Genomic DNA, 15,454 nt, shown 5'->3' with positions numbered 1-15,454 from the left:
GCCATGGCCCTTAAAGATTATATTCGCGAGCGTTTTTTCCCTCATATGTGGTGCGCGGGCTGCGGCCACGGAACCGTGTTGAACAGCCTGCTTAGGGCCGTGGAGCAGTTGGGCCTTTCCAAAAACGAAATCGTCATGGTTTCGGGCATTGGATGTTCGGCCCGGATTTCCGGGTATGTGGACTTTCACAGCCTGCACACCCTGCACGGCCGGGCTTTGGCCTTTGCCACGGGCGTCAAGCTCTCCAAACCCGAGCTGAACGTGATCGTGCCCATGGGCGACGGCGACGCCTTGGCCATCGGCGGCAATCACTTTCTTCACGCCGCCCGCCGGAACATCGGCATGACCGCCATTGTCATGAACAATAAAATTTACGGCATGACGGGCGGCCAGTTTTCACCCCTCACCGGGATCGGAGGCATGGCCACCACCGCCCCGTACGCCAGCATCGACCGCAGTTTTGACGTGGTGGAGATCGCCAAGGCCGCCGGCGCCACCTATGTGGCCAGATCCACGGCCTTCCACGCCCAGGAATGCACCAAGATGATTCACGACGCCATCCTGCACGACGGATTTTCCGTGGTGGAGATCATGACCCAATGCCCCACTTATTACGGCAGGAAGAACAAGCTGGGCGAAGCGCCGGATATGATCAAACGGTTCAAGGATATCACCACTCCCATCGGGTCCAAGGCCAAGCAGGAAAATCCCGACCTCATCGAGCGCGGCGTTTTTGTGGAAAAAAACCTGCCTGAATATTGCGCCGAATACGACAAGATCATTGAACGGGCAAAGGGAGGGGCATAACATGCAACGACATAATCTTGTGTTTTCCGGTTCAGGAGGACAAGGCGTTATCACGGCCGCGGTGATTCTTGCGGAAGCCGCAGCCCTCTACGAAGGCATGTCTGCGGTGCAGTCCCAAAAATACGGGGCCGCGGCCCGGGGCGGATCCACCCGCGCGGACGTGATTATTTCCAAGACCGAAATCCTCTTCCCCAATGTGCTGCAGCCCAATCTGCTGGTGGCTCTGACCCAGCAAGCGTATTCCCTCAATTATCCGATTCTGAGGCCGGGGGGGATCCTGGTTTCGGATCCCAAATATGTGGCTACGGAAAAAAAGGTGGACGCCCTTCCCATCCAGCTGCCCATGTACGAAGCCGTTATGGATGAAATCGGCAAGCCCATCGTCTACAACGTGTGCATGCTGGGCGCCGTGGCCCGGATCATCCGCATCGTCAAGCCGGAGTCCATCATGAAAGTGCTGGAAACCCGCATCCCCAAAGGCTTTTTGGAGATGAACCAAAAAGCCCTGGACATCGGGTACAACATGGCGGAGCCGTTTGAAACCGTCATGGCGTGATCCGGAACCTGACCGCATATTACGAAAAAAAGCCCTTTGGAAGCCATTTCCAAAGGGCGTTTTCTGCGTGAAAACAGATAGGTCCTATTCAACCCCGTAATGATCCAAAAACATGGCCACGGCCGAGCGAATGACCTGTTCCGCCTCCCCGGAGGAAAGCAGGGGCTGCCCCCCCACAAGCTGGGGCCAGACTGTAAACGTTTTGATCAAACCCAAAAACTGATGGGCCGCCATTTCAGGATCCGCCGCTCGCAAGCGCCCATCCTCAGCAGCCTGGCGAATCCAGGCATGCACGCCCAGTTCCTTGTCGTTCATCTCGTCAAAGGCCCGGCGGGCCAGTTCGGGCGTTAAAATATATTCCGCCAGGGTGACCCGGGCCAGATCCATAAAATCCTGGGAGGAAAACAAGGCCAGTTCCTGATTGGCGATTTCAAAAAGCTGCTCATCCAATGGGCGCTCCGGGTCGTAAGCCTGGCCCGGGGCTTGGGCGCCCCGTTTGACCAGCTCCACCAGGATGGCTCGGAACAATTCCTTTTTGCTGGCAAAATGATTGTACACCGTCCGCTTGGAAACCTTGGCCGTGGAGGCTATGCGGTCCATGCTCGTTCCCTGAAAGCCCCCGGCCTTGAACTCCGCCACCGCCGCCTCCAGGATGTCCGCTCTTTTTTTCTCCGTCAGTTTCATTTTATTTTCTCAAAAAAGTAAACTTAAAGGTTTACTTGCTCGGATTCCGTGTTATATTACCATAAAACTACACTGGGTAGTTTAAATTTTCAACAATAAAGGATGAACCCGGAGAATGGGCATGAAGAGGAGAACCATGGGGGCGCTGTTTGTATTGACGGTTTTATTGGGATCGGCGGCGGCTTTTTACGCCTGCGCGCCCCAACTGGGGGCCAGGGGCGAAGGGGATGGGCTTACTATGACAAGGGAATCGGACCATTTTAAGGACGGAAAGTTTTTCAACCCTCTGGAAACCCCCATCCAGGAGTCATTTTGGGGATCCGTGGTTTCGTTCTGGAAATTCGCCTTTACGGACAATAACCGGGTTCCTGAGCATCCTCTGCCCTTTGTGAAGGTGGATGCCAAGGCCATCGGCCAAGGCGCCCCGGAGGAGTTGCGCGTCACCTGGCTGGGGCATTCCACGGCGCTTATTGAGATGGACGGCCAGGTGATCCTCACCGATCCGGTTTTTGGCAAGAGGGCGTCTCCTGTGGCCTTCGCCGGCCCCAAGCAGTTTAACGAAGAGCTTCCTTTGAATATAGAAGATCTGCCCGCCATCGACGCCGTGGTGATTTCCCACGATCATTACGATCATCTGGATTACGGGGCCGTCATGGCTCTGGAAGGCCGGACCGCCAGGTTTTTCGTTCCTCTTGGCGTGGCGGCTCATCTGGGAAGATGGGGAATTGACAAGGAACGCATCGTGGAGTTGGACTGGCGTCAGGGCTTCACTTTCGGACCCGTAACCTATACGGCCATGCCCGCCCGGCATTTTTCCGGCAGGGCCGGGCTGGACGCGTACCGGACTTTGTGGTGCTCCTGGGTGATCCAGGGCGAAAAGGATAGGGTGTTTTTCGGCGGGGATTCGGGATATTTCGACGGATTTAAGGAGATCGGCGAAAAATTCGGCCCATTCGACCTGACCATGATAGAATGCGGAGCGTACAGCCCGTACTGGCCGTTGATCCACATGGCGCCCGAACAGACCGTGCAGGCCCATCTGGACTTGCAGGGCGAAACGCTCATGCCCATCCATTGGGGCAAGTTTAACCTGAGCCTGCACTCCTGGGACGAGCCTGCAGAACGGGTTTCGGCCGCAGCCGAGGCCAAGGGGGTGCGCTTGGCGGTTCCCCTGATGGGGCAGCGCTTCAGTCCCGCGGAGGCGCTTCCTCAGGCCGCCTGGTGGCGACAGGTTCCCGACGGCATGGCCCAGATCGTGGCCAATGCGGGATGATTTTCCCTTAGGGCCATTCATCGAATTGGGGGAGTATGGATTATTACTTGGGCGTGGACGTGGGCGGCACCAAACTGGATTTTTCCCTGGCCGACAAAACCGGAAAAGTCGTCGCCCACCAACGCTTTGACAGTCCTTTTCTTCTGATATCGGAAAAAATGGAAGACGTCCCGGCCCAATACGCCTGCGACGTGTTTTTGGACGTCCAACCCCGAAGCAAACGAGTCAGGCTGTATCTGGAACACCAGGAAGCCGCCTTTCTTCAGCATTCCGGATCGGTCATGAACGGCGGGAGGATCGCCGCCAAAGGCGTGAGTTTGTGCGGCAGGACGTGGGAGCAGGGCGGAAAGATTTTCATCCTGGGCGGCAACACGCCCTTATGCTTCGCCCAGGAATCGGGCGGAGGAAAAGGGGTTTTGGTGTGGGATGGAAAGGCCCCTGTTTTCGCGGAAACGGCGCCTTACTATGATGAGGGTTGCCCCGTCCGGGCCGCTAATGACGGAACGGCCGCGGCGACGGCCCAGGGCGTCTGGTATAAGGCCAAGCGGAAAATCCCTCCGGCAAAGACCGGCTATTTCATCCTGGGAACCGGGTTCGGCTTCGGCGTTCCCGGCTTCTCCGCTCCCTTGGAAATCGGCCATGTTCCCATGGGGTTTATCCCGAATCTGCTTTGGCAGAAGTGCGGTTGCAGCGCCGGACGCAAAACGGCCTGCGCCGAGAATTTCGCGTCAGGCAGGGGGATTCAAACCTGCGCGCGGAAATTGCTTTCCATCAAAGACGACTCCCAGTTGGAAGAACTGAGCCGGTTTTTTAACCAGTGCAACGCTTCCTTCATGGACGGCGAAAAACTGAATTTGACTGAACTGGTCAGGACATCTCAGCTAAATGGACGGACGGTCAGCGCGGAGGCCGTCATGGAGCTGGCCGGAGCCGGGACGGACGGCCTGTCCATGTTTATTGCAAACCTGGCGGCTTATGCCGTCGCCCTTTGCGCGGTCAGCGCCGCCCAATTGTTGGGCTTAAAGATTATAGGCATCGGCGAGGGCGTAGCCATTAAAAATCCCTGGCATGTGGAGAACATCGCCCAGATGGTCCGTGCCTTGGCCAAAGACAGCGTGATGCTGCCCCCAGACTTCAAGGTGGAGCTTACCCCGGTGAAAAACATATCTCAATACGCGGCCTTGTCCCTGGTCGCCCCCCCGCCTTTTTACTCCTCCTGGGCCGGGCATATGGAAGCCGACGCGCCTACCTCTTTTTAATCCCCATTTTTATCTTTCCTGCATTTTTTCACGCCATTGAGCCTCTACGGAATTGACAAGCAGGGGCCTGTAATGAATAAATAAGATGCTGTTCTTCTCGTATTATCTCACAATCAGGAGGTAGGCGGTGTCAGTCATTGAAATCCAGGCAAAGATGCAAATCCCGGACTCCAAACCCGTGTCGGTTGTGATCAACGCGCCGGAAGCCGGATTCAGGCCTGAAAAATGGGCCATGGTGCTTGCTCACGGCGCCGGGAACGACATGAACCACTCCATGCTGGCCAATTTGGCGGAGGGCCTTGCCGCACAAGGGCATCTGGTCATGCGTTTTAACTTCCCGTACCGCGAAGAAGGCAAAAAGCGTCCAGACGGCCAGAAAACCCTGGAAAAGGCCTGGATCGCCGCATTCAAGTACCTGAAAAACCATCCCAATTTCCGGCCTCAGAATATGATCGCTGCGGGCAAGTCCATGGGCGGCCGGGTGGCTTCCCAGCTTCAGGCCTCAGGCGACATAGATCCCAAACGCATGATTTTTTACGGCTATCCCCTGCACGCGCCGGGAAAAAAGGAAGAGCCCCGCAGCTCCCATTTTAAGGATATCAGCGTTCCAACCCTGTTTTTCGCCGGAACCCGGGACTCCCTATGCGACCTGGACGCGCTGCAAAAAAACCTCGTCCAACTCCCTAAGGAACCGGTCCTGGAAATCGTGGAAGGCGGCGACCACTCTTTTAAACTGCCTAAAAACGCGGACCGGGACAAACAATCCGTCCAGGACGAATTATTGGAAAAAACCATCGCCTGGCTGGATCATCCCTAAAACCAAAGGCGGCTTTTTTTCGCAGTCCCAAATGCTTACCTGCTAGTACAGGCTTGCGGCCATGAACGAATTACAACTCATCCAATTCGGGTACGCAGGCCTTTTTGTCGTCAGCTTTTTGGCCGCCACCCTGGTTCCCTTGGGATCCGAAGCCGCCGTTGCCGCCATGGCCGCCTCGGGCTTTGACCCCGCCATGGTATTTATCATCGCGACCACGGGCAATTCCCTGGGCGCCCTGGTCAACTATTATGCAGGCAGGTGGGGCCGGAATTTTATCCTGAAAAAATACGTCGACAACGAGTCCCAACCCCTGATGCGGGCCGAAAAGGTCTTTGCCCGCTGGGGCGCTCCCGCCTTGTTTTTTGCATGGGCGCCTATTGTGGGCGACCCCCTTACCGTGGTAGCAGGGATATTGCGCGTGAATATTTTGGCCTTTACGTTCTGGACGGCGCTGGGAAAAGGCGCCCGATACTTTCTCATATTGGCGGGAGTGAATTTTGGGCTTGGACAAATCGCTGGATAAGGTGTTTGAAATCATTTCCCATATTCCGTTCTTCGCCGGCCTGGACGAGGATCAGCTCAGGCTCGTCCGCAATATGGCCGCGGAAGTCTCCTTTAAAAAGGGGCAGTTTATCTTTTACGACGGGGATCAGGCCCAAGGCTTTTATGCGGCCCTGGACGGGCAGGTGAAGATTTACAAGATTTCGCCCGAAGGCAAGGAGCAGATTTTCCATGTATTCGGGCCGGGTGAGCCTTTCGGCGAGGTTCCGGTTTTTTCCGGCGATTCCTATCCGGCCAACGCCCAGGCTTTGATCAAAACCAAATGCCTGTATTTTTCCCGCAAGGGCATTGTGGAGTTGATCAACCAAAGCCCGCCCATCGCCATGAATATGCTGGCGGTGTTGGCCCGGCGGCTGCGGGAGTTTACGGTCCAGGTGGAGAACCTGTCCTTAAAGGAAGTGGACGGCAGGGTGGCCGGATACATCTTGCACATGGCTGCGGAGCAGAATAGCCTGGACCTGGTTGTGCTGCATATTTCCAAGGCGCATCTGGCGAGCCTGTTGGGGACCATCCCCGAAACCCTGTCCCGGTCTTTGGGCAGGCTCAAGGATCGGGGCTTGATTCAGGTGGATAAGCGGGAGATTCAAATCCTTGACCGCCAGGGGCTGGAGGATTGCTCCACCGGCGGCAATGGGGATGTGGACGATTGATTTTTTCAGCCGGGAAGGCGTAGCCATGTTGACAAAAAAACATATTGTTCGGATGAGTTTGATTTTCGGCCTTTTTATCGCAGGACTGGCCGGAACGCTTGCTGCAAGCCTGCCGGCCCTGGAGTTGGGCCTTTTTTCCAAGGCCTCGGCCGGCGGGGATTTTCCCCAGGGTTGGGAGCCTTTGTTCTTCCCTAAAATTGAGGAGCACACCCAATACACCCTGGTGGAGGACGAGGGCGCAGTGGTGGTTCGGGCGGAAAGCAAGGGATCTTCATCCGGCATGATCTGCAAAAAGGAAATTGATCCGGCTCAGTATCCCGTCATGGAGTGGCGCTGGAAGGTGACAGGCGTGTATGAAAAAGGGGACGTCACCCAAAAAAGCGGGGACGACTATCCTGCTCGGGTTTATGTGAGCTTTAAATACGACCCCTCCAAAGTGGGATTCTGGGATCGCGCCAAATACAAAACCGCCAAGGTGCTATACGGGGAATATCCGCCCCACGGCGCCATCAATTACATCTGGGCCAGCAACGCGCCCAAGGGAACGGTTGCGCCCAATCCATTCTCCGACAGGGTGAAGATGATCGCCGTGGAAAGCGGCGATGAAAATCTGGGCCAATGGGTTTCGGAGCGGCGGAACATCCTGGAAGACTACCGGAACGCATTCGGCGAGGATCCGCCCACCATCGCAGGAATCGCCATCATGACCGACTCGGACAACACGGGCGATCAGGCTGTTTCGTATTACGGCGACATTGTTTTGAAACCGGAATAATCCATCGGCTAAGTGCAGGAGGCCTTCGTGAACAGCGGCGCCCCAAAAAAATCCCCGGAACTGGCCGCCATGGCAAAGGTCTTTGCAGGCGGCGTCATGATCAGCTTCTCGCCGGTGCTGTTTAAATTGTCCGGGGCGTCCCCCTCTGCAGGCTCCTTCGGCCGGACCTTTTTCGGCGGAATGTTCCTCCTGGCCTGGGCGATTTTCAGAAAGGAGTCTCCCTTTAAAGCCTTGAAGGCCCAGGGCTTTCTCCCCATCATGGCCATGTGCGGGATTCTGTTCACCCTGGACCTGGAATTCTGGCATGTCAGCATTAACTATGTGGGGCCGGGCCTGGCCACCATCATCACCAATTTCCAGGCCGTAATCCTGGCGGTGTTGGGCGTGCTTTTTTTCAAGGAAAAGGCCACACCCATCCTGGCGGCTTCCATTATCATGGCTTTTACGGGCCTGTGGCTTTTGGTGGGCGTGGACGTCTCAGCCTTGCCCCAAAAAACGATTATCGGCGTGGCCTGGGGCCTGGGCGCGGCCTTTTGGTATTCCATGTATCTTTTGGCGGTGCGAAACAGCCAAGGCCGGACCGGCAAGCTCCCGGCGGTCACGAACATGGCCTGGCTCTCTTTATCCACGGCTTTTTTCGTAGGGGCGACCTCACTGCTCAGGGGGTCGGAGTTTTCCACAGGCGGGACAACCGGGTTTTGGATTTTGGTGGTTTACGGAATCGGCCCCCAGGCAATCGGCTGGCTTTTGATATCAACGGGCCTGCCGGGAATCCCGGCCTCCACGGCCGGCTTGGTTATCCTGATTCAACCCACCCTGGCCTTTATCTGGGACATCCTGTTCTTCGACCTTCCCGCAGGATCCGCGCGCCTTATTGGCGCCGTTCTGGCTTTGGCCGCCATATATATAGGCTCGGTGGGAAGGCGGCCGGCGAGAACGAACGATTAACAGGGACTTTATTCCTGCTGAAGAATTTTAAACCGGCATTTGGCCTTGCCGAAGGAAAGCTCCTTTTTGGGCGGCAGGATCATGTCCTTGCCGTTGGCTGCAAAGCCCTCCAAAGGCCGGAACAGCCATTTATCCGCCAGGGGATTGTAATAGATGGCGCCTAAAAACTTGGGGGCGCCCGCCACCTGGATGGGGTTGCCGCTCCCCGGCCCCAGGGGGACCGGTCCGTGAGCCAGGATGTAGCGTTCGTTGGTTTTGTTGTTCTGGCGTTTCAGCCTGACGGCGATGATATCCTTGCCGTTGGTGAAAATATCCGCCCGCATTTCCAGGACTCCGCCCACCACCACCAACTCTCCGGTGGAGAGCATCACGTCTTCCTTGGAAGGAAGACGCTCCTTGCCCAGAAAGGTTCCGTTGGAGCTGGTGTCCCGGATGAAAACCCGGTTTTTCCGGACGAAAATCCGGCAATGATTGCGGCTGACCTTGACGTTTTCCCCTTCGTGGGCTTCTTCGGGGAATAAAAAGGCCGGAACATGATTGATGTCCCGCTTGCGTCCCAGCAGCAAGGAAGCGCCGGGCACGATGGTGTATACCGTGCCGTCCGGGCACCTGAATTCGGCCATGGGCGCTGCGTCCGGGCTGACTGCATGGATGGCGGAGGCCACGGCCTCATCCAAAGCGCATGCCTGGGAGGAAACGCAGGCCGGGGGAAACTTCCGGCTGGCGCTTTCCTGTTTCTCCAGGTCCGGGTGCAACTCCAGGGGAATCCATTGGGGCGCGGAGGGATCCTCCTCCCTGGACTTTTTGCCCGTCAGCCCTGGAATGGCGTCCTCCAGGTCCACAATCAACGGGCCTTTGGCGGAGATGTTTACGTTGACGTTGGGCGCGGCTTCGTCTTTGGCCGAGACTTCCACGGGAATGGTCCCCAGTAAAAAAAAAGGCTCTCCGTCCTTGCCGCGTCCTTCCACGGAAAGATGCAGGGAGTCGTTTCCCGCGCAACGGGGCAGGAATCCGGGCACGTTCAGGGCGTAAGGCCGTCCCGGCTCCAGGGGGAAGGGCAGCTTTTCCTCCAGAACGCGGGCGATGAGGGTTCCCCGGACGGCGACCTTCAACCCCTCGACAGGCGCCGGTCCGGTGTTGGCCACAGCCATTTCCAGAAAATCCATGGTTCTTTCCGCAATCTTCTTGCCTGCATTAAAGTAGATCACCACCGGCAATTTGTTGGCGGACTGCCCTGGAGAGACGCCCGCAGCCGGGTGGTTTTGCCCTGGCCTGTCCGGGACTCCCGCCTGCATATTGGCGCCGCAGTAATTGCAAACCTTGTAATGGGCCTTGACCGGCTTTCCGCAGGATAAGCAGGAAACCATGGTCGCCTGGGCCGGGGCGATAGGCGCCGCCCCCTTGATGGGCGCATCGCACCACGGGCAGTAATCCAGGTCCGGGTCCGCGGGCTTGCCGCAGGACGGGCAGGGAGCCGTGGGGGCGGGCTTTCTGACTTTTTTAAGCGTCAGAACTTTTTCGGAAGGCTCTTCCTGCTGCTTGGGCGGAGGGGCCTCTTCCACGGGAACCAGTTGATCGTCCTGGACCTGGATTGCGGCCACCTCACGCAAGAGCGCTTGTTCCTTGGGCAATTCCTCGTCAAACAGGGCGGTGATGTAGCTGGCCAGGCCGCGTTGGGACGGGCGCACGGACAATTCCACCATGACGTCCTCCAGGCCCGCCTGCATGGCGCCGCAGGTCTGGTAGCGCTCCTCCCGGTCCTTGGCCAAAGCCCGTTTGAGCACAATGGCCAGACCTCTGGGGATGTTGGCCAGGTTTTCGGCGGGCTCGAACTCCGCTTTTTGGGCCTTCGCCAAAACCTGCATGGTTTCGCCCTCGTACATCATTTTGCCCGTGACCATTTCATACAGGATGCTGCCCACGGCGAAAATGTCGGACCGGTGGTCGATCTCCTGGCCCAGGGCCTGCTCGGGCGACATATATGCCACCTTGCCTTTGATCACCCCGTGCTGGGTGGTGGAGTTTTTGCTGGCGGCTTTGGCCACGCCGAAATCCACCACCTTTACGTGGCCGTCGTAGGTAATGAAAATATTGGGAGGGCTGATGTCCCTATGCACGATGGAAAGGTCATTGCCCGCAAAATCCGTCAAGCTGTGCGCGTAATCCAGGCCTGAGCAAACCAGGGCCATGATGTGGAGAATGTTGCCCATTCCCAGGGAGAGGCGTTTGGCCTTGGCCTGCTCCAGGACGAAGCGGAGATTCTTGCCGAACAAAAACTCCATGGATATGAAGTAATCGTCCTGCATCCTGCCGAAATCGTAGGTCCGAATGATGTTTTCGTGCTGCAGGTGCGCGGCCAAGCGGGCCTCGTAAATAAAGGATTCCACCAGTTCCTTTTCCTGCACCAGGTGAGGCAGGATTTTTTTGACCACGATGAGTTTTTCAAAACCCGCGTCCCCGATCATTTTGGCGCGAAAAAGCTCCGCCATGCCGCCGACGGCAATGGGGTCCAGCAAGAGATATTTCCCGAACCTAACCGGGGAAAAAGCGGCCATACAGTTCTCCTATTCGTCCAGCTTATATCCGCAAACGCCGCAGAACGCCGACCCGTCAGGGACGGCCTCTCCGCATTTGGGGCATACGGTAACCACGTAGGAAGCCTCCGGGACGGCGGACCGGGAACCGCCCGGGTCCGGCAACGCCCTTTGGTCTTTCGATCCGTCGCCGTTTTGGCCGCCGGTATTCACCAGCAAGGGGCCCTGGCCTGTAATGGAAATGGAAGGCTGGCCGGGCAGGGATTTAACCTCCTGGCCGGGAAGCCCTCTATTTTGGGCCTCGCCAAAGGCCCGGCCAACGGACTCGCCCTGATCCAGGGCCTTGCGAATGCTTTGCTGGCGCAGGGCTTCCTGGATGGCGCCGTCGGTCAGCACGCCTTGTTGGGCGCCCATTTCCAGCAGCCGCTCCACGTGCTCCCGTTCCTTTTTGGCTTCGTCCTGGCGCATTTCCAGTTCCTTGCGTTTATGCTCCGCCTTCAGTTCCTTATTTTTGCGGTATTCCTCGGCCAGAACCCGCATTTTATCCATTTCCAGCTCTGCCTCGGCCGCCATCTTCTCTTTTTCGATTTCCCATTTTTTCTTAACGCCGAAAGCCGCAAGCTCCTTCAGTTTTTTCTGGGCTTCCAGCTTGGTGGCCAGGCGGATACGTTCGATCCGGTCCGCCATTTGTGCGGCGGAGAGCTTTTTTTCCTGGTCGGCCAGAAAGGTGGCCTGGAGGATTTTTTGCTTTTCCTTGTCCGTCTCGCCTTTGACCTGTACGGCCTGGGCGGCCAGTTTTTCACGCAAAACAAGCCGGTCGAACTCCCTGTTCAGCTCTTCCAGATCGTGCTGATGCCGGTCCGCCGCTGCAGACTCCAGGGCCTTTTTTTCCTTGGCGATAATGGCCTTGCGTTCGTCGCCGGTCAGGGCGGGGTTGATTGCCAGGCGCTTGAGGCTTATGCCCCTTTCCAAAAACCATGCTTCCAGGTTTTTGCGGGCCTTTTTATTGATTCCCGCCAAAATGTCCAGGTTTTGCCGCAGCTCAGCGCCCGTATACAGGGACAAGGTGGGGACGAAGAGCTTGGCCTCCAACTGCTGCCTCGCCAGGCTTTCGATATAATAGCGCTGCAGGGCGTTTTTCGCGCCGAACAGGGGGAACAGATCCCGGCCCTTTTCCGGCAAAAGCGCAAAGGTCAGCCGCACGTCAAAGGCCACGCTTTCCCGGTCCCGGGTCAGGATGGCCTGGCGTTTTTGCAGCTCCGAGTCCAAATCCTTGGAGTAGCGGTCCACCAGGGTGGTGACGTCTTCTTCTTTTTCATTGCTCCGCCCGTAGGCGTCCAGGAGTTTGCCGTAGAACTCCGGGTCGTTGGCGAAGACGATGTCCTTGTCCACGCCGATCCGGAAATCCAGGGTGATATCCGTGACGTCCATCATGATGACCGTCAACTGGCCTCCTGCAAAGAACAGGCTTTTCAGCCGGTCCAGGACGCCGGAGACCATTTTTTCCCCTTCGGAGGCGACCTTCACAACTTTACCGTCCTTCATCCAAAGGGCGGCTTCACCCGGGTGAACGGTCATTTGCCGTCCGAAAATCCAATGGCTCGCCAAATCCTCGCGGCTCAGCAAGCTGGCCACGGTGGCGTCATCCAAGCGCCAAGCTCCCGGATTATAATGCATATTAAACTCCTGATTCCCGATTTTACATCACAAGCCTTATTCATCCACAGCCGGACGAGGCGTTTGGATGGGTGCTATTTGAAAAGGCTCTTCCTTCATTTCGCCAGTGCCGTTCACAATGAACATCTTTTTACCCGCTGCATGAACCACGATTACTTTGGGATGTTCAGGGTCTGGGTCGTCAACAGAGACGCTGACGGCCGGGGGCCACTGCACCCCTGTGGACAGAATGGATTCCAGGGTGACAGGCTGATCCGGCAGGGTGTCGACAACGGCCTTCAACGCCTTGTCCACCTGGACGGCCGCGTTTTTCGCCTGGGCGTCAAACATGGAGTTGCCGTCCTCGTTGCGGGAGAGGCTGATGATGATTGTCATAAACAGAACCACTACACTGATGGCAATGAACGACATCACCTTTTTGTTGACCTTGCGGGAGCCGGTCAATCCCATGGAAACATGGACGGCGGATTTGGGAACCTTGGGCGCCGCGGGCTTGTAGAACCTCGTGACTTGAGTCATCAGATCCAGGGCTTCCCGGTTGAATTCATCCAGGTCGAGGACGCCCTGCAACTGGTTGTAGGCCTGCTCGTATTTTTTGGCGGAGAAAAAAGTCCTGCCCCGGGCCAGGCGTTGCTGGACCAGGCCCGGCTTCATGCTTTCGCATTTTTTCTTGGCTTCTTCCAGGGTGGGGTCGATTTCTATAATCTGGCAGAAGCACTTGTAGGCGCTTTCCTTATCTCCCCGTTTATAAGCCTCTTTGGCGAACTTCGCCATTTCCTTGATTTTGCGGTTGTTTTCCACAATCCGGATGAGGTTGGCCCGGGCTTCCTGGTGCTTCGGGTCTTTGGCGAGGATGGCTTTCCAGGCTTTGGCGGCCGCCTGGGGCTGGCCGTCGGCCGAGGCTTTTCTAGCCTTGAGGGCCAGGAAGGCCATGGGAATGTTTTCGCCGCATTTTCCGCAATATTCCACGTTAATATGGTTTTCGGCCCGGCATTTGGGGCATTTGCGGAATAAGGAGGCCAGCCCGCCTCCGCATTTTTGGCAAAAACGCAGGGTTTCGGGATTGAAGTGGCCGCACGCCGGGCAGGCCTGCCCGATTTTTTTCGGGGCCTCCGCGAACTCTCCGGTGGAAAAGGCTTTGGCCAATTCGGCGGCGTTTTGAAAGCGTTTGTCCGGATGCTCTTCCAGGCACTTGCAGATAATGCCCCGCACTTCTTCGGGAATCCGGTTCGGCCTGATGGTCCGGGGCGCTTCGCCCGTAGCGATCATATAAAGGGTGGCCCCCAGGCTGTAAATATCGCTGCGGGCGTCCACGTTGCTGCCGTTGGCCATTTGTTCGGGTGCGGCGTAATACATGGTGCCCATCATGGCGCCGGCCACGGTCATGTCGCCGGCGGTGCTCATTTCCTGGGCAAGGCCGAAATCGCCCAGCTTGGGCGTGTCCCGTTCGGAAAGCAGAACGTTGCCCGGCTTGATGTCCCGGTGAAAAATGCCCCGGGAGTGGGCGTGGTCCACGGCGTCGGCAAGCTGACGGCCGATCTTTGCAATTTCTTTGGGCGGCAAGGGGCCCTGGCTTTTAACCTTGTCTTTCAGGCTGCCGTTAGGTAAAAATTCCATGGCGATCCACAAGGCCTGCCCCTGCTCCAGAACGTCGTAGATCCCCACGATGTTGAAGTGGCTCAAAGCGGCAATGGCTTTGGCCTCACGCCAAAAGCGCTCCACGGCCTTGTTGGAGGCCGTGCTTTCCGGCTTCAAGGATTTCAAGGCGATGATTCTGCCCAGCTTTTTATCCCGGGCCTTGTACACCACTCCCATACCGCCCCGGCCCAACTCCTCCAGAATTTCAAAGCGTTCGCTGGGAGACTGGCCGGCCATTGTGTCCGGGGAAGGTTCCACAACCATGGTTGGGGCGTCGTCCAGAGCGCCGGTATGCTCCTGCTGACCGGTTTGGCCCTGCTGCATGCCGTCCACCATGGTCAATTGATCATCCAATTTGTCCTGGGCGCACATAAGATATCTCCTGCAGAAAATTGAAAGGCCAGTTTAGTAAAAATGCCTTGCGGGATCAAGAACAAAAGATTTTTCGGGGAGATAGCCCACGCCGGCGGCCTTGCCAATTGTGCATAAACTGTGATATCCTAAACATTATTGCTTTGGAAACATCAGACGGGGGTCTAAACTCCCCTGAGAGACCGTCCAGAGAGGCGGGCGGGGGGAGACTGTTCTTTCTATTGGTTGACGTTCTATTCAAGATGTCAATATCATGATGTTTTTCATTTTGCTGCATCTATGAGGCGCCTCCGGCGCCGGCAGCCTGTGTTGAAAAGCATGGACGCAGGGGCTTTGGACGGCCTCAGGTCCGGCTAGGGAGTAATGGTTTGGGCAAGAAAGTCACTTCAAGGGAGCGCAAGCTCCGTAACAGTTTGAAATCCGATCCCTATGGCGGAATGAAAATCGATTTGGCCAAAACCGTCATCACCGGTCCGGATCCATCCTTGCTCAAGCTGGAAAACGCATTCATGGAAGAGTTCGGGGAGCCGCCGCCGCCCCAGATTGTCCGGGCCTTTATCAAATACCTGCCGCCGGACAAAAAGCCCAAGCCGCCTTTGCAGCCGCTGCGTACAAACATCAATCTTATCAAAGAGCAGGCCCGGGTTTTTTTGGAAGAGCAAAGTAAGAGGCAACTGGAGGAATCCGGAGGCCGGTTCCTGACCCTGGGTTTTGAAAAAGACACCCTGGAATTGCTGCCCAAACTGCAGTCCATTTACGGGCTGAATTCCAATGAAGAACTGATAACAATGGCCTTGAAAATATTGGAGCAGCAGGCCAGGGGAATCGCCCCGGAGATTTTTTCCACCGAGGACGCGTCCTAAAGCGAACGCCCAACCCGCCTTGCATTCGAATGCCGTTGAA

The 15,454-nt window shown here is 56.9% G+C and carries 14 protein-coding genes; 10 read left to right on the top strand and 4 right to left on the bottom strand.

Annotated elements, in window-relative coordinates:
* Positions 1–3: 3 nt before the first annotated feature.
* Positions 4–807 carry a 2-oxoacid:ferredoxin oxidoreductase subunit beta gene (locus BUE18_RS18755; protein WP_073477717.1) on the top strand — a complete coding sequence of 268 codons (804 nt, stop codon included), beginning with the start codon at positions 4–6 and terminating at the stop codon, positions 805–807.
* Position 808: 1 nt separating this feature from the next.
* Positions 809–1,363, top strand: a complete 555-nt coding sequence (locus tag BUE18_RS18750; protein ID WP_073477716.1) for a 2-oxoacid:acceptor oxidoreductase family protein — start codon at positions 809–811, stop codon at positions 1,361–1,363.
* Positions 1,364–1,447: 84 nt separating this feature from the next.
* Here BUE18_RS18750 and BUE18_RS18745 read toward each other — a convergent pair whose 3' ends face one another.
* Positions 1,448–2,047, bottom strand: a complete 600-nt coding sequence (locus BUE18_RS18745; RefSeq protein ID WP_073477715.1) for a TetR/AcrR family transcriptional regulator — start codon at positions 2,045–2,047, stop codon at positions 1,448–1,450.
* A gap of 121 nt (positions 2,048–2,168) precedes the next feature.
* Between BUE18_RS18745 and BUE18_RS18740 the strand changes: the two genes are divergently transcribed.
* From BUE18_RS18740 to BUE18_RS18710, 7 genes are all read left to right on the top strand, one after another.
* Positions 2,169–3,320 (top strand): MBL fold metallo-hydrolase, encoded by a 1,152-nt coding sequence (locus tag BUE18_RS18740; RefSeq protein WP_244549342.1) that lies wholly within the window; start codon positions 2,169–2,171, stop codon positions 3,318–3,320.
* Between the two features lie 35 nt (positions 3,321–3,355).
* On the top strand, positions 3,356–4,579 hold the full coding sequence (locus tag BUE18_RS18735; protein WP_073477713.1) for an ROK family protein: 1,224 nt from the start codon (positions 3,356–3,358) through the stop codon (positions 4,577–4,579).
* 127 nt (positions 4,580–4,706) lie between these two features.
* Positions 4,707–5,396, top strand: coding sequence for an alpha/beta hydrolase family protein (locus BUE18_RS18730; protein WP_073477712.1), 690 nt, complete (start codon positions 4,707–4,709; stop codon positions 5,394–5,396).
* 61 nt (positions 5,397–5,457) lie between these two features.
* Complete coding sequence (locus BUE18_RS18725) at positions 5,458–5,919, top strand: YqaA family protein (RefSeq protein WP_073477711.1); 462 nt, start codon at positions 5,458–5,460, stop codon at positions 5,917–5,919.
* Positions 5,894–6,607: a Crp/Fnr family transcriptional regulator gene (locus BUE18_RS18720; protein ID WP_083611139.1), complete on the top strand. Its 714-nt coding sequence runs from the start codon at positions 5,894–5,896 to the stop codon at positions 6,605–6,607. Before BUE18_RS18725 ends, BUE18_RS18720 begins: the two co-directional genes overlap by 26 nt.
* Positions 6,608–6,632: 25 nt before the next feature.
* A complete protein-coding gene (locus BUE18_RS18715; RefSeq protein WP_244549341.1) occupies positions 6,633–7,382 on the top strand; it encodes a DUF3047 domain-containing protein in 750 nt (249 codons plus the stop codon).
* 27 nt (positions 7,383–7,409) lie between these two features.
* Positions 7,410–8,330, top strand: a complete 921-nt coding sequence (locus BUE18_RS18710; RefSeq protein WP_083611137.1) for a DMT family transporter — start codon at positions 7,410–7,412, stop codon at positions 8,328–8,330.
* Positions 8,331–8,338: 8 nt separating this feature from the next.
* Here the strand turns inward: BUE18_RS18710 and BUE18_RS18705 are convergent, their stop codons facing one another.
* The 3 genes from BUE18_RS18705 to BUE18_RS18695 are packed head-to-tail and all read right to left on the bottom strand — an operon-like array spanning position 8,339 to position 14,551.
* Positions 8,339–10,885, bottom strand: coding sequence for a protein kinase domain-containing protein (locus BUE18_RS18705; protein ID WP_073477709.1), 2,547 nt, complete (start codon positions 10,883–10,885; stop codon positions 8,339–8,341).
* Positions 10,886–10,894: 9 nt separating this feature from the next.
* Positions 10,895–12,541, bottom strand: a complete 1,647-nt coding sequence (locus BUE18_RS18700; protein ID WP_073477708.1) for a zinc ribbon domain-containing protein — start codon at positions 12,539–12,541, stop codon at positions 10,895–10,897.
* Positions 12,542–12,577: 36 nt separating this feature from the next.
* A complete protein-coding gene (locus tag BUE18_RS18695; RefSeq protein ID WP_073477707.1) occupies positions 12,578–14,551 on the bottom strand; it encodes a serine/threonine-protein kinase in 1,974 nt (657 codons plus the stop codon).
* Positions 14,552–14,919: 368 nt separating this feature from the next.
* Here BUE18_RS18695 and BUE18_RS18690 point away from each other — a divergent pair, with 368 nt between their 5' ends.
* A complete protein-coding gene (locus BUE18_RS18690; RefSeq protein WP_073477706.1) occupies positions 14,920–15,414 on the top strand; it encodes a hypothetical protein in 495 nt (164 codons plus the stop codon).
* Positions 15,415–15,454: the final 40 nt, after the last annotated feature.

Source organism: Desulfatibacillum alkenivorans DSM 16219 (assembly GCF_900142135.1).
Lineage (GTDB): Bacteria > Desulfobacterota > Desulfobacteria > Desulfobacterales > Desulfatibacillaceae > Desulfatibacillum > Desulfatibacillum alkenivorans.
This window is presented reverse-complemented; position numbering and strand designations above follow the sequence as displayed.

Coding starts and splice junctions, on each gene's coding strand:
- BUE18_RS18705 (WP_073477709.1), bottom strand. CDS start 10,885: ATGGCCGCTTTTTCCCCGGTTAGGTTCGGGAAATATCTCTTGCTGGAC.
- BUE18_RS18750 (WP_073477716.1), top strand. CDS start 809: ATGCAACGACATAATCTTGTGTTTTCCGGTTCAGGAGGACAAGGCGTT.
- BUE18_RS18755 (WP_073477717.1), top strand. CDS start 4: ATGGCCCTTAAAGATTATATTCGCGAGCGTTTTTTCCCTCATATGTGG.
- BUE18_RS18715 (WP_244549341.1), top strand. CDS start 6,633: ATGTTGACAAAAAAACATATTGTTCGGATGAGTTTGATTTTCGGCCTT.
- BUE18_RS18700 (WP_073477708.1), bottom strand. CDS start 12,541: ATGCATTATAATCCGGGAGCTTGGCGCTTGGATGACGCCACCGTGGCC.
- BUE18_RS18735 (WP_073477713.1), top strand. CDS start 3,356: ATGGATTATTACTTGGGCGTGGACGTGGGCGGCACCAAACTGGATTTT.
- BUE18_RS18740 (WP_244549342.1), top strand. CDS start 2,169: ATGAAGAGGAGAACCATGGGGGCGCTGTTTGTATTGACGGTTTTATTG.
- BUE18_RS18745 (WP_073477715.1), bottom strand. CDS start 2,047: ATGAAACTGACGGAGAAAAAAAGAGCGGACATCCTGGAGGCGGCGGTG.
- BUE18_RS18725 (WP_073477711.1), top strand. CDS start 5,458: ATGAACGAATTACAACTCATCCAATTCGGGTACGCAGGCCTTTTTGTC.
- BUE18_RS18695 (WP_073477707.1), bottom strand. CDS start 14,551: ATGTGCGCCCAGGACAAATTGGATGATCAATTGACCATGGTGGACGGC.